The organism is Aliiroseovarius sp. S1339 (genome assembly GCF_023195695.1).
GTDB lineage: Bacteria > Pseudomonadota > Alphaproteobacteria > Rhodobacterales > Rhodobacteraceae > Aliiroseovarius.
The window spans coordinates 182,310-204,434 of sequence record NZ_JALPQG010000004.1; the positions used below are offsets into that span (position 1 = coordinate 182,310).

At 58.6% G+C, this 22,125-nt stretch carries 18 protein-coding genes; 9 read left to right on the top strand and 9 right to left on the bottom strand.

What is annotated here, in order from left to right; all coding sequences use genetic code 11:
* Positions 1–71: 71 nt before the first annotated feature.
* Complete coding sequence (locus tag MUY35_RS07585) at positions 72–1,235, bottom strand: M20 aminoacylase family protein (RefSeq protein ID WP_248365283.1); 1,164 nt, start codon at positions 1,233–1,235, stop codon at positions 72–74.
* A gap of 54 nt (positions 1,236–1,289) precedes the next feature.
* Between MUY35_RS07585 and mazG the strand changes: the two genes are divergently transcribed.
* Positions 1,290–2,144, top strand: coding sequence for a nucleoside triphosphate pyrophosphohydrolase (mazG, locus tag MUY35_RS07590; RefSeq protein WP_248365286.1), 855 nt, complete (start codon positions 1,290–1,292; stop codon positions 2,142–2,144).
* Between the two features lie 70 nt (positions 2,145–2,214).
* A complete protein-coding gene (locus MUY35_RS07595; protein WP_248365288.1) occupies positions 2,215–3,231 on the top strand; it encodes a Fe(3+) ABC transporter substrate-binding protein in 1,017 nt (338 codons plus the stop codon).
* Between the two features lie 58 nt (positions 3,232–3,289).
* Here MUY35_RS07595 and uvrA read toward each other — a convergent pair whose 3' ends face one another.
* Positions 3,290–6,148: an excinuclease ABC subunit UvrA gene (gene uvrA, locus MUY35_RS07600; protein ID WP_248365299.1), complete on the bottom strand. Its 2,859-nt coding sequence runs from the start codon at positions 6,146–6,148 to the stop codon at positions 3,290–3,292.
* A gap of 262 nt (positions 6,149–6,410) precedes the next feature.
* Here uvrA and MUY35_RS07605 point away from each other — a divergent pair, with 262 nt between their 5' ends.
* Positions 6,411–6,752: a metalloregulator ArsR/SmtB family transcription factor gene (locus MUY35_RS07605; protein WP_248365302.1), complete on the top strand. Its 342-nt coding sequence runs from the start codon at positions 6,411–6,413 to the stop codon at positions 6,750–6,752.
* On the top strand, positions 6,745–7,173 hold the full coding sequence (locus tag MUY35_RS07610) for an SRPBCC domain-containing protein (protein WP_248365305.1): 429 nt from the start codon (positions 6,745–6,747) through the stop codon (positions 7,171–7,173). The genes MUY35_RS07605 and MUY35_RS07610 overlap by 8 nt, the downstream gene beginning before the upstream one ends.
* 74 nt (positions 7,174–7,247) lie before the next feature.
* Here MUY35_RS07610 and lpdA read toward each other — a convergent pair whose 3' ends face one another.
* The 5 genes from lpdA to MUY35_RS07635 all read right to left on the bottom strand — a co-directional run bounded on the left by lpdA (position 7,248) and on the right by MUY35_RS07635 (position 15,591).
* The gene (gene lpdA, locus MUY35_RS07615; RefSeq protein ID WP_248365307.1) at positions 7,248–8,642 is read right to left on the bottom strand and encodes a dihydrolipoyl dehydrogenase; all 1,395 of its coding nucleotides are present in this window, start codon (positions 8,640–8,642) and stop codon (positions 7,248–7,250) included.
* A 155-nt stretch (positions 8,643–8,797) separates the two neighbouring features.
* Positions 8,798–9,382: a DUF924 family protein gene (locus MUY35_RS07620; protein WP_248365310.1), complete on the bottom strand. Its 585-nt coding sequence runs from the start codon at positions 9,380–9,382 to the stop codon at positions 8,798–8,800.
* A 70-nt stretch (positions 9,383–9,452) separates the two neighbouring features.
* A complete protein-coding gene (locus MUY35_RS07625) occupies positions 9,453–10,703 on the bottom strand; it encodes an MFS transporter (RefSeq protein WP_248365313.1) in 1,251 nt (416 codons plus the stop codon).
* 113 nt (positions 10,704–10,816) lie between these two features.
* On the bottom strand, positions 10,817–11,869 hold the full coding sequence (gene queA / locus MUY35_RS07630) for a tRNA preQ1(34) S-adenosylmethionine ribosyltransferase-isomerase QueA (RefSeq protein WP_248365317.1): 1,053 nt from the start codon (positions 11,867–11,869) through the stop codon (positions 10,817–10,819).
* A 62-nt stretch (positions 11,870–11,931) separates the two neighbouring features.
* Positions 11,932–15,591, bottom strand: a complete 3,660-nt coding sequence (locus tag MUY35_RS07635) for an AsmA-like C-terminal region-containing protein (RefSeq protein ID WP_248365319.1) — start codon at positions 15,589–15,591, stop codon at positions 11,932–11,934.
* Positions 15,592–15,708: 117 nt separating this feature from the next.
* Between MUY35_RS07635 and bcp the strand changes: the two genes are divergently transcribed.
* The 4 genes from bcp to MUY35_RS07655 all read left to right on the top strand — a co-directional run bounded on the left by bcp (position 15,709) and on the right by MUY35_RS07655 (position 19,093).
* Positions 15,709–16,191, top strand: coding sequence for a thioredoxin-dependent thiol peroxidase (bcp, locus tag MUY35_RS07640; RefSeq protein ID WP_248365320.1), 483 nt, complete (start codon positions 15,709–15,711; stop codon positions 16,189–16,191).
* On the top strand, positions 16,188–17,072 hold the full coding sequence (locus tag MUY35_RS07645) for a ferritin-like domain-containing protein (protein WP_248365322.1): 885 nt from the start codon (positions 16,188–16,190) through the stop codon (positions 17,070–17,072). Before bcp ends, MUY35_RS07645 begins: the two co-directional genes overlap by 4 nt.
* 202 nt (positions 17,073–17,274) lie before the next feature.
* Positions 17,275–18,579 (top strand): M23 family metallopeptidase, encoded by a 1,305-nt coding sequence (locus MUY35_RS07650; RefSeq protein ID WP_248365323.1) that lies wholly within the window; start codon positions 17,275–17,277, stop codon positions 18,577–18,579.
* Positions 18,569–19,093 carry a polymer-forming cytoskeletal protein gene (locus MUY35_RS07655; RefSeq protein ID WP_248365331.1) on the top strand — a complete coding sequence of 175 codons (525 nt, stop codon included), beginning with the start codon at positions 18,569–18,571 and terminating at the stop codon, positions 19,091–19,093. Before MUY35_RS07650 ends, MUY35_RS07655 begins: the two co-directional genes overlap by 11 nt.
* Positions 19,094–19,198: 105 nt before the next feature.
* On the opposite strand, the gene MUY35_RS07660 is transcribed toward MUY35_RS07655, so the two are convergent.
* Complete coding sequence (locus MUY35_RS07660; RefSeq protein ID WP_248365333.1) at positions 19,199–19,987, bottom strand: DUF2189 domain-containing protein; 789 nt, start codon at positions 19,985–19,987, stop codon at positions 19,199–19,201.
* Between the two features lie 421 nt (positions 19,988–20,408).
* On the opposite strand from MUY35_RS07660, the gene MUY35_RS07665 reads away from it, so the two are divergent.
* Positions 20,409–20,882: a hypothetical protein gene (locus MUY35_RS07665; RefSeq protein ID WP_248365336.1), complete on the top strand. Its 474-nt coding sequence runs from the start codon at positions 20,409–20,411 to the stop codon at positions 20,880–20,882.
* Between the two features lie 109 nt (positions 20,883–20,991).
* Here the strand turns inward: MUY35_RS07665 and prfB are convergent, their stop codons facing one another.
* Complete coding sequence (gene prfB, locus MUY35_RS07670; RefSeq protein ID WP_248365349.1) at positions 20,992–22,119, bottom strand: peptide chain release factor 2; 1,128 nt, start codon at positions 22,117–22,119, stop codon at positions 20,992–20,994.
* Positions 22,120–22,125 lie beyond the last annotated feature (6 nt).

Genomic DNA, 22,125 nt, shown 5'->3' on the forward strand with positions numbered 1-22,125 from the left:
CGTCGATTTATCACAGCCCGGTGCGGCTGACCAGATAATTTGATCAAATTAGAGAGGGTAACAAGCGCGCCCTAGACTGGGCTCAGACGCTCCACCAGACGAGCAAAGAAGCTGGCCCCATAAGGCGCGGCCTCGTCGTTGAAATCATAGGCGGGATGATGCACTCCGGCACGATCCTTGCCCTGCCCAAGGAACAGATACGCGCCCGGACGTTCTTCCAGCATATAGGCGAAATCCTCGGCCCCCATCTCGCGACCCTGATCGGGGCGCACGCGGTCCTCGCCACTAACCTCTTTGGCGACCGCGACGGCTTTTTTAACCGATGCGGCGTCGTTCACTGTGGGCGGATAGCCAAGTTCATAGTCGATATCGGCGCTGACCCCAAAACTGGCCGCCTGCCCTTCGATCAGCTCGCAGATGCGTCTTTGCGCCATCTCGCGCACCTCTGGCGTGAACGACCGGATTGTGGCACCGAACCACGCATCCTCGGGAATGATGTTGTCCGCCGTGCCGCCGCCGATCATCGTGACCGAGATCACCAGATTGTCCATCGGCGACAGATTGCGGCTGACGATGGACTGCAGCGCCTGCACCATCGTAACAACCGCGATAATCGGATCGACTGAATCCTGCGGATAGGCAGCATGGCCACCGCGCCCGGTTACCTTCACGGTCAAAGTGTCTACCGCCGCCATGATCGGCCCCGGCGTGGTGTAAAACATGCCCAATTCATGCCCCGGCATGTTGTGCAGGGCATAGACCTCAGCAATCTCGAAGCGATCCATCATGCCTTCGTCGCACATATATTTCGCGCCGCCTTCATTTTCCTCGGCCGGCTGGAAAATCAGCGCGACGCGACCCTTGAAATTACGAGTCTCAGCCAGATAGCGCGCCGCTCCCAGCAACATCGTCGTGTGTCCGTCATGGCCGCAGGCATGCATCCGCCCCGGCACGGTCGAGGCATAGCCAAGCCCCGTCGCCTCGTCCATCGGCAGTGCATCCATATCGGCGCGCAGGCCAATGGTCGGCCCGTCGCCCTGCCCGTTGATGATCGCCACCACGCCCGAGACGCCAATTTTTTCGTGAATTTCGTCCACCCCGAAGGTGCGCAGCTTGTCGACCACATAAGCGGCAGTGCCGTGGCACTCCAACCCCAGCTCTGGATGGGCGTGTATCCAGCGTCGCCACGTTTTCATATCCTCGGCAAATTCGCCAATGCGGTTGATGATCGCCATCACTTCCTCCTATCAAGGGTGAGACAAGACAATCCTGATTTGGACGCCCACGCAATGAGCAAAAACCAAGACCTTTCCCCCTCCGACGTTCTGGTCCATGACCCACAAGGGGGCATGGATCGCCTGCGCGAGATCATGCGCCGCCTGCGTGATCCCAAGGCTGGCTGTCCATGGGATATTGAACAGAGCTTCGCCACCATCGCGCCTTATACGATCGAAGAAGCCTATGAAGTCGCGGATGCGATCGAACGTGAAGCATGGGACGAACTAAAAGGCGAATTAGGTGATTTGCTGTTTCAGTCGGTCTTTCATGCGCAAATGGCGGAAGAGGCCGGGCTGTTCAGCTTTGACGACGTCGCCGACACCATGTCCGACAAGATGGTCGCCCGCCACCCGCATGTGTTCGGCAGCGAGTCCCGCGACAAGTCCGCCGATCAGCAGACCCGCGACTGGGAAACGATCAAAGCGGCAGAACGCGCCGAGAAGGCACAACAAGGGGTGTTGGACGGGGTCGCCATCGGCCTGCCCGCCCTGCTTCGGGCGGTGAAGTTGCAAAAACGCGCCGCGCGGGTGGGATTTGACTGGCCTGACATTGGCCCGGTGCTGGACAAGATTTCCGAAGAAGCGCGCGAATTGACCGAAGCGCGCGACAGCCTCAGCCAAGACGAGGTGCGCGAAGAACTGGGCGACCTTCTGTTCGTCGTCGCCAATCTGGCCCGCCACCTGAATGTCGAGCCGGAAGAGGCGCTGCGCCATACGAACGCCAAGTTTGAACGCCGTTTCCAGGGGATTGAACGCCGACTGGCCGCAGACGGGCGCGCGCCTGACAATGCGTCGCTGGAAGAAATGGATGCGTTGTGGGACGCCGAGAAGGTTGCTGAGCGGGCCGCAAAAAATATTCCCGATTAAATTAATCAGGTATTGACCCCAGCAAAAGACTCGGATTTAAGCAGCGTCATCGAAACAAGGAGATCGCGCGATGAAAACTGTCCGCACACTCGCCATGGCCCTGACCGCGGCCACAGCCCTGACCCCCGCCCTTGCCAGCGCGGACGAGGTCAACGTCTATTCCTACCGTCAGCCCGAGCTGGTCCAGCCGCTGATGGATGCCTTCACGGAAGAAACCGGCATTCCGGTCAATGTGGCCTTCCTGAAGAACGGCGTGATCGAACGCTTGCAAGCCGAAGGCAAGCGCAGCCCGGCTGACCTGATCATGACCGTCGATTTCGCCCGTCTGGCCGCCGTGGTCGAAGCCGACCTGACCCAGCCGGTCGAAAACGAAACCCTGACGGCCAACATTCCCGCCGCCTATCGCGATCCGGGCAATGAATGGTTCGGCCTGACCTCGCGCGCGCGGATCGTCTATGCCTCGAAAGACCGCGTCGCTGACGGTGAAGTCACCACCTACGAAGATCTGGCCGACCCGAAATGGAAAGGTCGTATCTGCACGCGGTCAGGCACCCACGCCTATACATTGGGCCTTGTCGCCGCACACCTGACCCATAACGGCGAAGAAGCCACCCGCGCCTGGATCGAAGGCGTGAAGGCCAATCTGGCCCGCAAACCGCAAGGCAATGACCGCGCGCAGGTCAAGGCGATCTGGGCTGGCGAATGCGACATTTCGATCGGCAACACTTATTACATGGGTAAGATGCTGTCAGACCCCGAACAAAAGGAATGGGCCGACAGCGTCAATGTCGTCTTCCCGGTCTTCGAGGGATCGGGCACCCATGTGAACGTATCGGGCATGGCGCTGACCAAACACGCGCCCAACAAGGAAACCGCCATCAAGCTGATGGAATTCCTCGCATCACCGAAAGCGCAGCAGATTTACGCCGCACAGAACTTCGAATACCCGATTGCACCTGATGTCGCAGCCGACGAGATCGTGCAAAACTGGGGCAGCTTCACGCCGGATGGATTGAATCTGATGGAAGTGGCCGGACACCGCGCCGACGCCCTGAAATTGATGCAGGAAGCCGATTTCGACGGTTAAGACGCTGAGTTGGAAGTAAGACTGAAAAGCCCGGCATATTTGCCGGGCTTTTTGTTTGTCACTCGCCCGCTTTACGCATCGGCGTCAGCATCTGCGCCAGATAATGACCCGTGTAGCTTTCAGCGACCTGCGCCACCTTTTCCGGTGTGCCAGTCGCCACGATCAACCCGCCCCCGTCGCCGCCCTCGGGACCGATATCAATCAGGTGGTCGGCCGTTTTCACCACATCCAGATTGTGCTCGATCACGACCACGGTATTACCCTGATCAACCAACTCGTGCAGCACCTCAAGCAGCTTCCTGACATCCTCGAAATGCAGGCCCGTGGTCGGTTCGTCCAAGATATAAAGCGTGCGCCCGGTGGAGCGTTTGGACAGCTCTTTCGATAGCTTCACCCGCTGCGCTTCGCCGCCGGACAGCGTCGTCGCTTGCTGGCCCACCTTGATATAGCCAAGCCCGACACGCATCAGCGCATCCATCTTTTCGCGGATGGTCGGGACGGCCTGAAAGAAGGTCTGCGCATCCTCAACCGTCATATCAAGAACGTCGGCGATGCTTTTGCCTTTGAACTTAATTTCCAGCGTCTCGCGATTGTAGCGCGCACCGTTGCAGGTCTCGCAAGTGACATAAACATCGGGCAGGAAGTGCATTTCGATCTTGATGACACCGTCGCCCTGACAGGCCTCACACCGCCCGCCTTTCACGTTGAAACTGAAGCGTCCGGGCTTGTAGCCGCGGGTCTTGGATTCCGGCAGGCCCGCGAACCAGTCACGGATCGGGGTGAACGCGCCGGTATAGGTCGCGGGGTTGGACCGCGGCGTGCGCCCGATGGGGCGCTGGTCGATGTCGATCACCTTGTCCAGATGCTCCAACCCCTTGATGGTTTCGCAGGGCGCAGGTGTCTGGCGCGCACCGTTCAGACGCATTGAGGCGGTCTTGAACAGCGTTTCAATCGTCAACGTCGATTTGCCCCCACCCGACACACCGGTCACGCAGACAAACTGGCCCAGCGGGAATGTGGCGGTCACGTTTTGCAGGTTGTTGCCAGTGGCCTTCACCACCTTCACCGACTTTCCATTGCCCTTGCGCCGACGCGTCGGAACCGCGATTTCGCGCTTGCCGGTCAGATACTGCCCGGTGATCGAGGCGTCGCAGGCCGCAATGTCGTCAGGTGTGCCGTGGGCGATCACCTCACCGCCATGGACACCCGCGCCGGGGCCCATGTCGAACACGTAATCCGCCTCACGAATGGCTTCTTCGTCATGTTCAACCACGATCACGCTATTGCCCTGATCGCGCAGGTTTTTCAGCGTGGTCAGAAGCCGCCCATTGTCGCGCTGGTGCAACCCGATCGAGGGTTCATCCAGCACGTAAAGCACCCCCGTCAGGCCCGACCCGATCTGGCTGGCCAAACGAATACGCTGGCTTTCGCCCCCCGACAGCGTGCCGGAGTTGCGGCTGAGTGTCAGATATTCCAGCCCCACATTGTTCAGGAACCCAAGACGTTCGCGAATTTCTTTCAGGATCGCACGGGCAATCTCGTTCTTCTGGACGGTCAGGTGGTTTGGCGCATCCTCGATCCAGTCCAGCGCCTCGCGGATCGACATCTGAACCACCTGCCCCACATGCAGCCCGCCGATCTTCACCGCCAACGCTTCGTCGCGCAGGCGGAAGCCGCCACAGGCCCCGCAAGGGCGATTGTTCTGGTAGCGTTCAAATTCTTCGCGAATCCAGTTCGAATCCGTCTCGCGATAGCGGCGTTCCATGTTGGGAATGACGCCTTCGAAAGGACGGGTCACCTCATAGACGCGCCCGCCTTCATCGAAGCGGAACTTGATCTCTTCCTCGCCCGAGCCATACAGGAACACCTGCTGCACATGTTCGGGAAGATCTTTCCACGGTGTGCTCTTGTCGAACTCGTAATGGCGCGCGATGCTTTCGATGGTTTGCAGGAAGTAGGGCGACTTGCCCTTGCGCCACGGGGCCAGTGCGCCGTCATATATTTGCAGCGTGGCATCCGGTACGACGAGGCGTTCGTCAAAGAACAGTTCTTTGCCCAGCCCGTCGCAGACCGGACACGCCCCGAACGGTGCGTTGAACGAAAACAGGCGCGGCTCGATTTCAGGAATTGTGAAGCCTGACACGGGACAAGCGAAGTTTTCCGAGAAGGTGAAAATCTCTGGCTCACCCTCGGTCGGGGCGGTTTCCAACAGTGCGATTCCATCGGCCAAATCCAGCGCGGTGCGGAAGCTGTCGGCCAGCCGCTGATCCATGCCCTCGCGCACCACAACGCGGTCCACGACCACGTCGATATTGTGCCGATACTTCTTGTCCAACGTGGGGGGACTATCAAGCTCGTGCAACTCTCCGTTTACCTTAACGCGCTGGAATCCCTTCTTCTGAAGCTCTTGAAATTCCTTGCGATATTCGCCTTTTCGGTCCCGCACGATGGGGGCGAGAAGATAAGCACGGGTGCCCTCCTCCATGTTCATCACGCGGTCGACCATGTCTTGCACTTGCTGGGCCTCAATCGGCAATCCAGTGGCAGGTGAAAACGGCGTTCCGGCACGGGCAAACAGCAGACGCAGATAGTCATAAATCTCGGTCACAGTGCCGACGGTTGAACGCGGGTTCTTCGAGGTCGTCTTTTGCTCAATCGAAATCGCAGGCGAAAGTCCCGCAATGTGATCCACATCCGGCTTTTGCATCATATCAAGGAACTGGCGCGCATAGGCGGACAGGCTTTCGACATAGCGCCGCTGACCTTCCGCATAGATCGTGTCAAACGCCAGCGACGACTTGCCCGACCCGGACAGCCCGGTGATCACCACCAGCCGATCGCGCGGAATGTCCACGTCAATGGATTTCAAGTTATGCTCGCGCGCGCCGCGAACCTGAATTTCTTTCAGTTCGGCCATGATGCCCCCTGTTCACGTTGGTTTACGGATAGGCGACCGGGTTGGATCACACAAGCCAAAAGTAAGAACGTAAGGTGAACTTGATATCACGTCACCATTCGATCCACCTAATATTTACTTTTTGAATTTTAAGACGTGCATCGCGTGTTCATTGCTTGCGATCCCCAACATCAGAGCGCAAGTCACGTGTTGGCGCTATCTTGCTTGGGCTATCATTCATCTTTTGGGTTGACTGATGGGATTGGGTAAGTTATTCACCCTTATGGTTGAACGAAAGGACACTGGCCACCTAAGCGTGGTATTGAAAGCCACGGCTGATCCGACACGGCGTGCCATATTGACCCTGTTGGCTCAGGAAGGGCCGTTAAGGGTCACAGATATTGCGCGCCATTTCGACATGAGCCTGAACGCGGTTTCAAAGCATATCAAAGTGCTTGAAGCGGCCGGGTTGGCAACGCGGCGTACTGAATGGCGCGAGCATCTGATCGAGGTGCAAATGGCCCCCCTTTCCGAAATCGATCAATGGTTTGCCGAATTGCGTTCGATCTGGGCGCTGCGGCTGGATGCCCTCGAAGCTGCCTTGAAGGAGGACGAAAATGACTGATCTATCCCTGGAAATCACCCGCCACATCCCCTACCCGCCCGAACGCGTGTTCGACGCGTGGCTTGACCCAAAGATGCTGTCAAAATTCATGATCGCCGGTGCAGGGGTTACGGTGCCCGAGGCCAGCGCTGACGCCAAAGTTGGCGGGCGTTTCAAGATCATAATGCGGGTGCCCGACGCGGGCGATCTGCCCCATGAGGGTGAATATCGGATCATAGATCGCGCCAAAAAGCTGCAATTCACTTGGGAATCACATGCAAGCACGTCCGAAAACTCGGTCGTGACACTGGATCTTAAACCAAAAGACGGCGGGACAGACTTGCGCTTAAAGCACGTCCGCTTTCCGTCAGAGGAAAGCCGAGACAACCATACTGGAGGCTGGACGGCAATCTTGGCCAAGCTGGATGAGGTTCTGGCCTAAACAGGGGTCAGCCCCGTGTGGCCATCCGCGCGCACCAAAAAAGACCGGGCATTTAGTCCGGCCTTTTCCGTATCTTACATATGAATGACGCGATCGTATGCGTCCAGCACAGCCTCGTGCATACTTTCCGAGATCGTCGGGTGTGGGAAGACCGTGTGCATCAGCTCTTCTTCCGTGGTCTCAAGCGTTCTGCCCACCACGTAGCCTTGGATCATTTCGGTCACTTCGGGGCCGATCATATGCGCGCCCAGAAGCTCGCCAGTCTTGGCGTCAAAGATGGTTTTGACCATCCCCTCGGGGTCGCCCATGGCGATGGCTTTGCCGTTGCCAATGAAGGGGAAACGGCCAACTTTGATGTCGTATCCCTGCTCTTTCGCTTTCGCTTCAGACAGGCCGACGCTGGCGACTTGTGGGTGGCAATAGGTGCAGCCGGGGATGCTTTCGGGCTTCACGGGATGTGCGTGCAGACCGGCGATCAACTCCGCGACCATCACGCCTTCATGGCTGGCTTTGTGGGCAAGCCACGGTGCGCCAGCGATGTCGCCAATTGCATACAGGCCATCGACACCCGTGCGGCAATGCGCATCCGTGACAACATGGGTGCGGTCGATCTTCACGCCCAATTCTTCCAGCCCCAGCCCCTCCACATTGCCGACGATGCCGACAGCGGAGATCACGGTGTCAAACTCAAGCTTCTCGACCTTGCCGCCGACCTCAATATGGGCTGTGACCTTGCCTTTGGCGCGGTCCAACTGCTTGACCATGGCCTTTTCCATGATCGTCATACCTTGCTTCACGAAGGACTTCTTGGCGAAGGCGGAAATCTCGGCGTCTTCCACCGGCAACACGCGGTCCATGACTTCAACGACGGTCGTATCCGCACCCAACGTGTTGAAGAAGCTGGCAAATTCGATGCCAATGGCACCTGATCCGATGACCAGCAGCTTTTTGGGCATGCGCGGCGGGTTGAGGGCGTGGCGATAGGTCCAGACCAGATCGCCGTCGGCCTCAAGCCCCGGCAATTCGCGCGCGCGCGCGCCGGTGGCCACCACGATGTTCTTGGCGGTCAACTCTTCGCTGCCTTTGTCCGACTTAACCGACACCTTGCCTTTGGCGGGGATGGTTGCGTCGCCCATGAACACGGTGACCTTGTTCTTTTTCATCAGGTGGCCGATGCCGCCGGACAGCTGAGCGGCCACCCCGCGCGAGCGTTTGACTATGGCAGGCAGATCGTAATCGACCTTGCCTGCGGACAGGCCGAACTCTTTCGCGCGGTGCATCAGATGGAAAACCTCGGCGGATCGCAGCAGCGCCTTGGTCGGGATACAGCCCCAGTTCAGGCAGATACCACCAAGGTTTTCGCGTTCGATGATGGCCACGTTTTGACCAAGCTGCGCGGCGCGGATTGCTGCCACATATCCGCCGGGACCAGCACCGACAACGATTGTATCAAAAGCCTTGCCCGCCATGGGGTATCTCCTCACTTCAAAGATAGTTTGCCATTAAACTATATTTTTTCGCAGATCAATGACGTAGGGGAAGACCCGCTAGTCGTTAAGCGAAACCCTTGCAGGTCTGAAGCCCTCAAAGGACCATATGTGGCGGGCGCACGCAACTAATGCGGCTACCTGCCCTCGGCCTCGAACCTTTTGCGCAGTTCGGTATATCCGCCGTCGTCAATGAACGCACGCTCTTCCGGTGTTGTGTCGCGCCCCAGAGCGTCATTGCGGTAAGGAAAGCGCCCGAAGCGATTGATGATCTCGCGATGAACGCGCGCATGAAGCGTGTCACCCTGCCCAGGCGTTTCAGCCATGCGCTCTGCCATCAGCGCGATGCAACGGTCCTGATCTTCCATTGCTTCGCTGTGCATGAAGGGCATGTAAAAGAACTGTCGGTCGGGCAGTGCGATCTGCATATCCAGCCCATGCTCTATCGCATAGTCAGCGCAGGCCCGCGCCGCGGGGTCGGTCGCGAAGGATCGCGCGTCGCCGCGAAACATATTGCGCGGGAACTGGTCGGTCAGGATCAAAAAGCCCAACGCTCCGTCTGCACTGGTTTTCCAATGATCACGCGCGCCGTCGTGCGCAGCTTGCCAATCTGCCATGAACCGCGCACGAATTTCTTCGTCCAGCGCGTCCGAGGCTTCGTACCACCCCTTCGGCCCAACCTCGTCGATCCAGAAGGCGATGATGTCTCTCGGCTCAGTCATTTGTGTGGCCCTCCTGCATCCCCCACCCTAACGGGTGAGGGTTACAGTGCAAGGTACCGCATTTATCGCGTTAGTTGTCGTCGTCTTGCGCCTCATCGGCCCAGACTTCCTGTGCCATATCCGCAGCTACGGGCGATGCAGCCGGAGACATGGTCATATACGCACCTGTATCCTTGGGCGCAGGTCCAGTCCGTCGCGTTGTGCGCCACAGCCCGTAGGCCAGAAAACCAAACAGCAAAAGCGCCATATAGCCAAAGAACCCGAGCGGCCCCATGACCCCCATGACCCAACCGGTCACAACGGGGCCTGCGATTGCGCCCAAACCGTTGATGAAGATCAGCCCGGCCGAGGCGGCGGGCATGTCTTCAGGCTCCAGATAATCATTCACATAGGCCAGCAACAGCGCATAGAGCGGGTTGGTCATCCCGCCCAACAGGAACGAGGCCACCAGCAGGATTTCATAACGCACGCCGAAAACGACCGGAAGAAGCGCGGCCACCATGGCAATAGCGGTCACGATCAGGATCAAAAGGCGTCGGTCCATCCGGTCAGAAATCCAGCCGATCGGATATTGCAGCACAAGGCCGCCGATAAACAGTGCCGACACAAAGGCCGAGATTTGCCCGACCGACAGCCCGATCTGCTGACCAAAGACGGACGCCATACCGAACTGGGCGGCAAAGACGCCGCCCAACAGCATGAAGCCAACACAGCCCATCGGGGAGATTTCGAACAGCTCGCGCAGGCTCAAACCCTTGATGCTTTCAAAGGCGGGCGTCGGGTTGACCGACAGAAGGATCGGCGCAAAAGCGATGGACACCAGCACCGAGGGCAGGATGAACAGGATAAACCCGCCGGGGTCTCCAATCACCAAAAGGCCTTGCGCGGCGATGATGCCGACCATCTGCACGAACATGTAAAGCGACAGCGCCTTGCCGCGGTTTTCGTTGTCAGCCGCGTTGTTCAGCCAGCTTTCAGCGGTGACATACACACCGGAAAAGCAAAACCCGATGATCACACGCAGCGCGGTCCACGCCCACGGATCGGTGAACGTGGGATACAGGATCAGCACCGCCGAGATGAACGACCCAAGGGCCGCAAACACCCGCACATGGCCGACGCGACGGATCATGATCGGTGCCATGCGCGAGCCAAACAGGAAGCCCGCGAAATAGCCCGACATCACCAGCGAAAGCTCGAAGGTGGAAAACCCTTCGATCCCGCCCCGGATGCCCAGAAGCGTCCCTTGCACGCCGTTGCCCACCATCAGCAACATCATGCCAAGAAGCAGAGCCCACGAGCTCGATAAGACCTGAAGCATGGGATTCTCCTGTTTGCGTCAGAGTTCAGACTAACAAAGCCCTACACCCGGAGAACGACGTTTCACGACATGTGAAGGTCTGTCACCGGCTGGGAGTCTCCGTGGCCATGCCCTTACGGCAGCAATAACGAACTGTCACCATATGAAAAAAAGCGATAGCGCTGCGCGATGGCATGATCATAGATCGCGCGCACTCGATCCGTGCCCATCAGGGCCGAGACCAGCATCATTAATGTCGATTTAGGCAGGTGGAAATTGGTCATCAGACCATCGGTGATCTTGAACTGAAAACCGGGCGTGATGAAAATGTCGGTCTCGCCCTGCCACGGGGCGATCTTTCCGGGCGCGGTGGCCGCACTTTCGATCAACCGAAGCGCGGTGGTGCCCACCGGGATGATGCGCCCGCCCGCAGCTTTCGTGGCTTCGATCTCACCCGCCGCCTGCGCGCTGACCTGCCCCCATTCGGCGTGCATTTTGTGCTGCGTGATGTCGTCGACCTTAACCGGCAGAAAGGTGCCTGCCCCAACATGCAGGGTCACATGGGTTAGCCCGACGTCCGTCGCCTTGATCTGGTCAAGCAGATCATCATCGAAATGAAGCGAGGCCGTCGGCGCGGCCACCGCCCCGGAATGGCGGGCAAACACGGTCTGATAATCAACGTCGTCACGCGCATCGGCCGCGCGTTTGGCAGCGATATAGGGCGGCAACGGCATTTTTCCGGCGTCTATCAGCGCGGCATCGAATGCGTCACCGTCCAGATTAAACCGGATCACGGCATGTTCGCCGTCACGCCCGATGAAAGTGGCCGACAGGTCGTCAGAGAAGGTGACAACATCGCCGTCGCGCAGCTTGCGCAGTGGTTTGGCCATGACGTGCCACTGCCCGGCCCCGTCCGGCGACAACAGCGTCACCTCGATCTTAGCGACCCCTTCGCCGGGCGCTTGACCCGCGCGGGTGCGGGTGCCGAACAACCGACCGGGGATGACCTTGGTGTCGTTCAACACCAGCCGATCACCGGGCCTGAGCCACTGGGTCAGGTCGCTGACCTGCGCGTCGGTGATCTGATCGGGCGTGGCCACCAAAAGACGGCTGGACGTGCGCGGGCGCGCAGGGCGCGTCGCGATCAGGTCGTCGGGCAGGTCAAAGTCAAAATCACTCAGCTTCATGGCGGCGCGTTTAGGGGCCTTCCCGACCCCCGTCAACGCTTTACTGTCGACCGCCTTGTGTCTTACTCCGGCTGCGGTCGCGGCGGCGGATTGCGGCGGAAGATGTCGCGAAAGAAACCCGGCGTGAACAGCGACAACGGATTAACGCCGACCTGCGGGTCAGACGCCGTCCCTTTCAGGGTGTAGTTAAACCCGACCAACCCTTCGCCCTTGCGCGCGAATATTCGCCCGGCAGAATTCACCAGATAGAAGGGCGAGATTACCCCCTGCATGTCCATCTGACCGGACCCCAGGAAGTAATATCCATCCATCGAGATGCCCATGGAATGGCCTGTCGCAGCGCCTTCGTAGATGGTGACCTTGTCCGGGTCCAGTCGGAACCGGGTGTCGACATCGGTGAAGGGAATGCCTTTCCCCCCCAGTTGTTGCAACAAACCGACTACTGAAATGGCTGACAGAAGTTCGGCCATCGCTGGCGCGTCGTGCACGTCGATGTTTTTGATCTTCAGATCGCCATCATATACGCCCTTGCTGCCGCCGGGGGCAAGGATCAGCTCCATATCCCCTTTGCGGGCAGATTTCAGAACGCCTGCCGCGCGCAGAACGCCGCCCGCGTCTTTGCTGGTCAGACGAAACGCGGTGCCGTTGGGCTGGGGTGCGGCGGTGCCTCGGATTTCGGGGCCCCCACCGATGCGCCCGCGAAACGTGCCATTCAAACCTCCGTCGGTTTGGGTGAAATCCCCTTCGAACCCGTGCACGGCGATCCCCTTCGAGATGATGAGCCTGTCCAGCAAAAGCGAGACCGGTACGGGCTGCCCTCCCCCACCGCCGCGCTTGCTTGACCCCAGCGTGGCTTTGCGCATGTCAACCGTACCGCCCTTCACGGTCACAGCAACCGGCTGCCCGGCCCCGCGCCCGGTCAACGTGACTGGTGCGTCCAGCCATCCGCCCAGCGTCACCCGATCAAACTGCGCGGCCACCAACCCGCCGCCTTCAGCCATGATGACGCTGCCCTTGGCCTCAAGCCCCGCAGCACGCAGGGTCAGATCCTCGATCACCGGCGCTTTGCCTAGTTTCCCCTGCAAGGTCAGCGAGCCTTTGCCATTTTGCGTCTTCGACCAGCCAAGCGGGGCAATGTTCAACCCAAGGCCAACAAGCGGGGCGTCCAGCGTGATACGGGGCGCTTCGCCGCGTTTCAACGTGATCTCGTATTGCCCCTTGGCCGCCCCTGTCACGCTGCCCTTGGGCAACTTGATCGAGAACGCATCCAGAAAAGCCTGATCCAGCGTCATTTCGCCCGATACGGTCGAACTGCCAGTTGATTTGCCCGCGTCAAACGCCTGTACCCAGCGGCCAGAAACCGGGACACCGGACAGGCTGCCTTGCCCGCTGATGCTTATGCCTTTCTTGGAGACGGCCAGATCAGTGCGCGGCAGTTTGAGCAGTCGCCCAGCAACAATCTGATCGCTGCTGACGTCGTTAAGCGTGCCCGCCAACTCGTAGTTGATGGCGCTGCGTGGCACTTTTGGTTGCATCGCAATGTCGATCCGTCCACCCAACTCGACCCGCCCGCCGGCCATGTCGGGGCCGATGGCACCATCAGGGTTTGCGCGAAAAACCCGAAACGGCTTGTCATCCAGCAAATGCAACGCGGCTTTCATCGGGCCGGAAACAGACAGATCCACCCAAGCCGGAACCGGAGGGCGAGGTGCTGACGGGTCAGCAGGACGGCGCGCCATTTGCGGAATCACGAAACTGGTGCCCGACGCGTCAAGCACGCCTGCAACGGTATCTTCGCGGTCTAACGGGCGCAGAACGCCCTGATCGGCTGTCACAACCAAGCGCCGCCCATCAATACTGAACTGTCCCGTGGCATTTTCAATGGGCACCATTTCCTTGACCGCACGCACGCTTACGCCCTGAAACGCGGCGCTGAGCGCGGTGTGGGCGGGCAAGCCTTCTTCTTTGCGCCACGCCACGGACACATCGGTAAAATGTCCGTTGGTGACATTGTCGCGCGCCCAGATGCGGGTGCGCTGTGCGCCGCCCAGCGGCCAGAAGGCGGTGACCTGCGCAGGGCTAATGCGCGCTGCGGTGGCGTCGACCGCAACTGACCAACCTTCGGACCCGATCCCGATCCGGGCTGACCCCGTCGCCAGCGCGCCGTCATGCGTGACGGCAAACTGCCCCACATCCACCCGGAAGGGATCAAGGCTCAGCCGGAAATCCGCCGACCCCTGCCCCAGTGTCAACGGGCCTTCGAACATCTCCGGCGGGCTGATCCGCGCGTGTGAAAGATTAAGTTGTCCCAACAATTCAGTCGGCCACCCGCCCGACCAGCCACGCAGATAAGAATGCCCATCGGCCTGAAGTTCACCCCAATCCGATTGCAACGACATTTCGGTGAAATTCATCCGCTCGCGTTCGGGATCATAGTCAAGATAGACCTTACCGCCGGTGAATTTCACGGGTTTGGCAGCAGGATCAGGCGACAGACTGCCCGCGCCAAATTCCAACGTGCCCGCCAAGGCAGACACCACGCCTGTTTCGTCGATCACCGTGCGCAGTGCGCCGGAAATCGGAGCATCAACCAGCCCCAGAAAGGTCAAGAGCGGCGTTTGCGCGGCGATGTCGCGCGCAAGGGCATTCTTGAATGTGGCGGTCAGGCGCGCAGCCGAACTGCCTTTTATTGACCGAAAGCCCAGCACCGTTTCGGCCAATTCCTCGGTCTGGTTAAAGACATCGAAGGACAGCGTCATATCGACCGCCCTCGCGGTCTGCGTCACGTTAAGTTTGCCATCGGTAACCTGCCATAGGCGCCCAGACCGCGCGTCCTCTAACGTGATTGTCAGGTTCGTCGCTGTGATGCGGTCGGTGTTTGACAGAATCCCGGTCATAAACACCGTGTCGATACGATCAAGAACCGAGGACAGGTCGCCGCTGGCCCCGATCCCCTGCCCGAGGCTCAAATCAAACGACCCGTCGCGGCTGCGTCGAATGGTGATCTGCGCGCCCCTGAGGGACAGGGTAGCAGGCTCGATCCGGCCAGACAGAACTGGCCCAAGCAAAAGCGATCCTTCGACCGCGTTCAGTCGCCCAATTTCAAGCCCGGTTTCATCGCGCACGCCCAAATCGACCAAGCGCAGACGTGGCAGACCCAGCCGGGTCACGCCCAGCTCAACCTGTGACAGTGATAGTTTCACGCGGTTGGTCTGGTTGTTGATCTTCGTCTCGATCCGCTCGGTCGCCCATTCCGGCAGGACAAAAACATGACCCGTTACGGACATTGATAATAGCGCAAGGAATACCGCCGCGAGGGAAACCATCACGAAGGACCAGATTCCGAAATGCCATTTCAGGCGTTTGCGGCGGCGCGCGCGTGCCTCGGGCGGGATCTCCTCAGATTGGCGCGACGCTTTTGCGCCCCGCCAGCGCGCGAACCGAGTGGGTGCGACAAGCGCTCCCTCTAAGGCCGGGGCGTCCTGCTCCTCGGCATCGTTCGGATCATCATCGACGCCAGTTTCGTCGGAATCTTCATCTGTTTTTTTGTCGGCGTCACCTGCATCGGCTTCTCCAGCGGGCTCAACCACATCTTCATCCTGCAGTGATGCCACGCCATCCAAGTTTGGCGGGTCTTTTTCAACAGACGACGTATCAACAGCAGAGCCAGAGGCCACGCTCTCGACATCTTCCTTTGCTGTCGGCTTGTCGTCTTTGTCCATACTGATTGCCCAAACGCCGCTTGGCAGCGATACCTCGTACCTTTCATCCTGACGCGAAACGGCATAGAAGGAAAGCTCGCAGAACATTAGTGACTCAGCACGGAGATTGCCAAGACAATGACGGATAACATGCTGAAGACAGGCGATATTGCGCCGGATTTCACCCTGCCGCAGGACGGCGGTGAACCGGTGACATTGTCGCACCTCGCGCCCGCACCGGTTGTGCTTTACTTTTACCCCAAAGACAGCACGCCCGGCTGCACCACCGAGGCGCTGGATTTCTCGGCCTTATTGGCGGAATTCCGCACCCTTGGCGCGCATGTTTTCGGGGTGTCAAAAGACAGCCTGAAACGGCATGAAAACTTCCGCACCAAGGAAGATTTAAGCGTGCCGCTGCTGTCGGACGCTGATGGGGACGTTTGCGAACGCTACGGCACATGGGGCGAAAAGAAGAACTATGGCCGCACCTACATGGGCATCACGCGCACGACCTTCCTGATCGGACCCGATGGCAAAATCGCGCAGGTCTGGAATAAAGTGAAGGTGAAAGGCCACGCGGACGAGGTGCTGGCCGCAACGCGCGATTTGGTCAGCGGATGAGTGACGCGGACCTCCCCCTGTCGCGCCCATTGGCCGAAATGGCCGATGCGGTTTTGCGCACCCCCGACGGGCACACCAAGACCGCACTGGCGCGAACCTACGCTGGCGAATGGTTTGCCGCCCGCGCGGCCGGTATCATCACCAGTCCGCTATCTGACCGTGAAAGGATCATTGGCACGACCACACCGCCCGATTTCCCAGCGCGGCCCGACAAGCCTGAACTGAAAGACCCCCGCGATGTGCCGCGCCGCCGCCCCGGCAGCCGCGACGGCCAGATCGCGCTTCTGCACGCCGTGGCACATATTGAGCTGAACGCGGTGGACCTGCACTGGGACATCATTGCGCGCTTCACTGACACACCGATGCCGCTGGGTTTCTATGACGACTGGGTGAAAGCGGCCGATGAAGAGGCCAAGCATTTCAATCTTATCAGCGATTGCCTTGCAACATTGGGCAGTCATTATGGCGCGCTGGCCGCCCATGCCGGAATGTGGCGTGCCGCCGAAGATACCGCTTGCGACTTGATGGGGCGGCTTGCCGTTGTCCCGATGGTGCTAGAGGCGCGCGGGCTGGACGTGACGCCGGGTATGATCGAGGTGTTCCGCAATGCCAAGCTGGACGACACAGTCGCCGCGCTGGAAGTGATCTACGGTGAAGAGGTCGGGCATGTCGCCTATGGCTCGAAATGGTTCCACTTTCTGTGCGGGCGCCACGAACTGGACCCGAAAGAGACGTTTCACGACCTTGTGCGCACCTATTTTCACAGCACTTTGAAGCCGCCCTTCAACGAAGAAAAACGTGCCGAAGCCGGGTTGCCACCCGATTTCTATTGGCCACTGACCGAAAAAACGCCTGCCCAAACACGCGGCACCCCCAGCTAAGGCCGCATTTTAACGCGCGCGTGATCGGCGATATCTCGCTTGAAACCACGGCAATTGTTATGGAAATTCAAAATTCCTTGCGTGAATGTGTTCGCCACGTTAATCACCTCGGGTCTGTCGGGGTCGCCATAAGAAGCTGGATTTCCTACGGATAAGGGATCAAAGGGATAAATTCGGGGCTGCGGACTTGCATAATAGCTTGATGAATAAGGTTAATCACCTGCTTGAAAGCGTGTTCCCGGAACAGCGCCTTTTCTTACGTTCCGAAAATAGCACCCGATTCATCCGGCTATCCCCCCTGACACAAGCCGTCGGCTGGACCGGTTCCGCTGCGTTTTTTGCTTGGTCGATCATCGCCACCGCCGTGCTTTTGATGGATTCCATCGGCTCGGGAAATTTGCGCGATCAGGCGCAACGCGAAAAGCTGCTGTATGAACAGCGTCTGCAAACGTTGTCGGAAGAACGCGACGCACGCGCCACAGAAGCAGCCGCCGCGCAAGAACGCTTTAACCTCGCATTGGCCGAAATTTCCGAAATGCAGAGCGAATTGCTGTCCTCGGAAGAGCGCCGCAAGGAATTTGAGACCGGCATCGGGGTCATTCAAGCCACCCTGCGCCGCACAATGGGCGAACGCGACAAGGCCAAAGACAGCTTGGAAACCATGCTGGCCGCCGCGCAGGAAGAAAACTCGACCAGTGCAAACGGGACGGCCCCGGTGCAGACCAATGCAACGCTTGCCTTTCTGACAACCGAACTGACCCGCACAGCCGCCGAACGTGATCTTGTAGCCCATAACGCGGACGAGGCCGAACGCTTCGCGCAAGACATGTTGTATGAAGCGCGTTTGCGTGATGAACGCAACGACCAGATATTCCGCCAGCTAGAGGACGCCGTGACGATCTCGCTGGAACCACTTGATAAGATGTTTGCGAAATCCGGTATGTCAGTTGATCACATCCTTGATCAGGTGCGCCGGGGATATTCCGGTCAAGGTGGTCCCCTTACCCCCATGATTCTGTCGACACGCGGACAAGGTCCCGATCCCGACGCCGAACGCGCCAATAATATCCTGAGCGAGCTGGACAAGATGAACCTGTATCGCATCGCGGCGCAAAAGATGCCGTTCGGGATGCCCGTGAAATCTGGGTTCCGCTTCACCTCGGGCTTTGGGTCACGCTGGGGTCGTATGCACAACGGCACTGATTTCGCCGCGCCAATCGGCACACCAGTCTATGCCCCCGCCGACGGTGTGGTGGTTAGCGCGGCTTGGAGTTCGGGCTATGGACGGCTTATCAAGATCAAACACGAGTTCGGTATTGAAACGCGATATGCCCATCTTTCGCGCATGAACGTGCGAAAAGGACAAAGGGTCTCGCGCGGAGAGAGAATTGGTGATATTGGAAACTCCGGGCGTTCAACCGGACCGCATCTTCACTATGAAGTGCGCGTCGGTGGCAAGCCCATCAACCCGATGGTCTATATCAAGGCAGCAAAAGATGTTCTCTAAAAGCAGGATCAACGAACCGGGCCCAAAATCCGGTGACAAGGAAACCACAACCGAGGCGACGGCTGACAAGTCCAAATCCTCTGCCCCGGCTATTCCGCCCGCGCCGTCGTCTTCGGCTGCCCCCAAGGTAAAGCCGCCCGCATCCATGCTGTCATCTGACATCGTGATTACCGGTGACATCAAGTCGACAGGCGACATCCTTGTGGAAGGCACCGTGGAAGGCGACATTCGCGCCCACCAGCTGACCATCGGCGAAGGTGCCACGGTCCGGGGCGAAGTGGTTGGCGATGACGTGGTCATCAATGGCCGTATCATAGGCCGCCTGCGCGGATTGAAAGTGCGCCTGACATCGTCGGCGCGCGTCGAAGGCGACATCATCCATAAGACCATCGCCATCGAAAGCGGTGCGCATTTCGAAGGCTCGGTCCAACGTCAGGATGACCCGCTTGGCGGCTCCAAGTCGACCACACAGGCTAGCGCGGCACCTGCTGCACCGAAGACCGACAAAAGCTGACTTTGTTCCCCGTGTGGAACTGAAAAGGCCGCCCAGTGGGCGGCCTTTGTTATTTGTGCGATGTGCGGGTTTGGATGCGTAGTGTGAAGGCCTGCCCCTGCCCGCTCATTCGTCAAAGCTCATCACCCGACGGTAAAGATGCCATGTCGCATGGCCCAGCACCGGCAGCACGACAAACAGCCCAAGGAAGAACGGCAGCATCCCGATCAGCATCAGGACCGAGATCAGAAGGCCCCAGCCGATCATCGGCGCAAGGTTTTGCAAGACGGATTGAAACGAATAGATCATCGCCGTGATAAAATCGAGTTCCCGATCCAGAAGCAACGGCAAGCTGGTGACCGTCAGCGAAAACAGGCAGAAAGACAGAACCGCGCCAACGCCGGTACCGACCACCAGCATTGTGATGCCATTGCGATTGAGCAGCGCATCTTGCCAGTTCGACGTGATGTTGGTCAGCGGCTCAAGACCCATAAATATCGCAAACACCAGATGGGCCACAAACACCCAGAACATGAAGATCATGATGATCACCATCGCAATGGACGGAAACTGTCGATCTTTCTGGTTGAAAACGACGCCCAGTATCTGTGCCCAATCAAGCGGCTCTCCCAGCTCCAGCCGACGACTGACTTCGTAAAGGCCGACCGCCAGAAACGGCGCGAGCAACGGGAAACCAAGCCCAATGGGAATGATCCAGTAGCTTTGTTCCAGAACATCCAGTTGCAGATAGATCAGGTTTCCCATGATCACATAGAAAGCCGCAAAAAACAGCCCGAACGCGGGCGCGCGCGTAAAATCCCTGACCCCGGCTTTCAAGGCGGTGATGATATCGCCGAACCCGATGGGTTCGATGTTTGGCGGCGCGGATGCCTCCAAGGTGGTTGTTTCTGTCATATGTCCTCCCGGCACGTGTCAACATATCGCGCGTAGGGTGAGTGTCGCGGCTGTCGTGCGGCCCGTCAAGCTCATGAACATGTGAATATGAAGGAAGGAGCGGGGAATGGAGGTGCCGAGGGCGGCTATGAGCCCGGAATGCCCAGAATATTCCACGACACTTGAACCGTCTTTTGACCCAGATCAACGGATGTTGGACTGACGCTGCCAAATTGAAGGCATGGCAAATTCGCGGGACATCAAGCAGCTAAACACTGGCTACATAGGCAGCTCAATAACATCGTCAGCCTGTGCCATGGCTTTTGCGACCTGGCACGATGGGGGCCCGTTGCCCGCGCTTGGCAGGCTACCGTTGCCGCTGACAACGATCTGTGCGGCGATAATTGGATACCCTCTTCTCCTTTTTGTACAAAGACGCCTTATGGATGTGGCAGCGCTTTCGACGTTCCGACGGGCCGATGTTATCGCACTTGCTGGATTGGGTGCGGCACTCGCTGTTCCACCGGTCCTTATCGACATTGCAATACCTTTCCCGCACGATATCAATGTCTTGCCGCCAAAATCTTTTCTGTTTTATCCGGCAATCGCTCTCGTCGCTGAAGTTGCCCTACATTTGGTGCCACTGGCTGTGCTGGCTGCCGCAACCTCACGTAGTAAAGTTTCAGTATGGATGTTTATTCCGGTAGTCCTGGTGGAGCCGTCTCTTCAGGCGTTCTTTTCATTCGACGCGGGACTGCAAGCTTGGTTGGTACTAGGAAATGTCAGCCTAATCAGTGCCGCACAAATCTGGATTTTCTGGCACTATGGTTTCACGGCGATGTTCGCGCTTCGGCTTGTTTTCTACTTTTTCTGGCATGTCTTGTGGGGGTCTTTGCGACTTCAGCTTCTACTTTAGTGACAAACCACAATTCTTTCTCGAACATCGAACCGAACTGGACCGAGTGTGTCAGATTCGTCCGCAAAACAGACCTCCACACCGCCACCCGGCAATCATTCCCTTCCGATCACTCGTCCAGGTTTGCCTCGGCCCGCGATTTGCCAGCCACGTCCTGCGCCAGTACGGCTGCCATGAAGGCGTCCAGATCGCCGTCCAGCACGCCTTTGGTGTCAGAGGTTTCGTGCCCCGTGCGCAGGTCTTTCACCATCTGGTAAGGTTGCAGCACGTATGATCGGATCTGGTTACCCCACCCCGCGTCACCCTTGTTTTCATGGGCCACGTTGATGGCTTCGTTCCGCTTATCCAGCTCCATTTGATAGAGCCGCGATTTGAGGGCTTTCATCGCGATATCGCGGTTCTGGTGCTGAGACTTCACAGAACTTGTTGTGACAATTCCGGTTGGAACATGCGTGATCCGCACAGCCGAGTCCGTCGTGTTCACATGCTGGCCGCCCGCGCCTGAGGACCGATACGTGTCGATGCGGATGTCGGATGGGTTCACCTCGATCTCGATATTGTCATCGACCACCGGATAGACCCAAACCGAGCTGAAGGACGTGTGTCGTTTGGCGGCGCTGTCATACGGCGATATGCGCACAAGACGATGCACACCACTTTCCGACTTTAACCAGCCGTAAGCGTTATGGCCGGAAATCTTATAGGCGGCGGATTTGATGCCCGCTTCTTCGCCCGCACTTTCCGATTGCAGTTCGACCTTATAGCCCTGCTTTTCCGCCCACCGGACATACATGCGCGCCAGCATTGACGCCCAGTCGCAGCTTTCGGTGCCACCGGCGCCCGAATTGATCTCAAGAAACGTGTCGTTGGCGTCGGCTTCCCCGTCAAGCAACGCTTCTAACTCAGCCGCTGCCGCCTTTTTGGCCAGCTTCCCGAGCGAGGCTTCCGCTTCCGCGACAACCTCTGTATCATCTTCCATCTCGCCCAATTCGATCAGGTCGATATTGTCCTGAAGGTCCTGCGCCATCGCTTTGTAATTGTTTACGGAATCCAATAGGCCCTGACGCTCGCGCATCAGCTTTTGCGCGCGCTCGGGATCGTTCCACAGGTCCGGATCTTCGGTCATCGCGTTGAATTCCTCAAGGCGATGTTCCGCCGTGTCCCAACCGATCCGCTGACGCAAAAGCGCCAGTGATTTTTCGATTGCATCAACGTTGTTCTGAGCCTCTGCCCGCATGGGTGT

Coding starts and splice junctions, on each gene's coding strand:
- MUY35_RS07585 (WP_248365283.1), bottom strand. CDS start 1,235: ATGGCGATCATCAACCGCATTGGCGAATTTGCCGAGGATATGAAAACG.
- mazG (WP_248365286.1), top strand. CDS start 1,290: ATGAGCAAAAACCAAGACCTTTCCCCCTCCGACGTTCTGGTCCATGAC.
- MUY35_RS07595 (WP_248365288.1), top strand. CDS start 2,215: ATGAAAACTGTCCGCACACTCGCCATGGCCCTGACCGCGGCCACAGCC.
- uvrA (WP_248365299.1), bottom strand. CDS start 6,148: ATGGCCGAACTGAAAGAAATTCAGGTTCGCGGCGCGCGCGAGCATAAC.
- MUY35_RS07605 (WP_248365302.1), top strand. CDS start 6,411: ATGGTTGAACGAAAGGACACTGGCCACCTAAGCGTGGTATTGAAAGCC.
- MUY35_RS07610 (WP_248365305.1), top strand. CDS start 6,745: ATGACTGATCTATCCCTGGAAATCACCCGCCACATCCCCTACCCGCCC.
- lpdA (WP_248365307.1), bottom strand. CDS start 8,642: ATGGCGGGCAAGGCTTTTGATACAATCGTTGTCGGTGCTGGTCCCGGC.
- MUY35_RS07620 (WP_248365310.1), bottom strand. CDS start 9,382: ATGACTGAGCCGAGAGACATCATCGCCTTCTGGATCGACGAGGTTGGG.
- MUY35_RS07625 (WP_248365313.1), bottom strand. CDS start 10,703: ATGCTTCAGGTCTTATCGAGCTCGTGGGCTCTGCTTCTTGGCATGATG.
- queA (WP_248365317.1), bottom strand. CDS start 11,869: ATGAAGCTGAGTGATTTTGACTTTGACCTGCCCGACGACCTGATCGCG.
- MUY35_RS07635 (WP_248365319.1), bottom strand. CDS start 15,591: ATGGACAAAGACGACAAGCCGACAGCAAAGGAAGATGTCGAGAGCGTG.
- bcp (WP_248365320.1), top strand. CDS start 15,709: ATGACGGATAACATGCTGAAGACAGGCGATATTGCGCCGGATTTCACC.
- MUY35_RS07645 (WP_248365322.1), top strand. CDS start 16,188: ATGAGTGACGCGGACCTCCCCCTGTCGCGCCCATTGGCCGAAATGGCC.
- MUY35_RS07650 (WP_248365323.1), top strand. CDS start 17,275: ATGAATAAGGTTAATCACCTGCTTGAAAGCGTGTTCCCGGAACAGCGC.
- MUY35_RS07655 (WP_248365331.1), top strand. CDS start 18,569: ATGTTCTCTAAAAGCAGGATCAACGAACCGGGCCCAAAATCCGGTGAC.
- MUY35_RS07660 (WP_248365333.1), bottom strand. CDS start 19,987: ATGACAGAAACAACCACCTTGGAGGCATCCGCGCCGCCAAACATCGAA.
- MUY35_RS07665 (WP_248365336.1), top strand. CDS start 20,409: ATGGATGTGGCAGCGCTTTCGACGTTCCGACGGGCCGATGTTATCGCA.
- prfB (WP_248365349.1), bottom strand. CDS start 22,119: ATGCGGGCAGAGGCTCAGAACAACGTTGATGCAATCGAAAAATCACTG.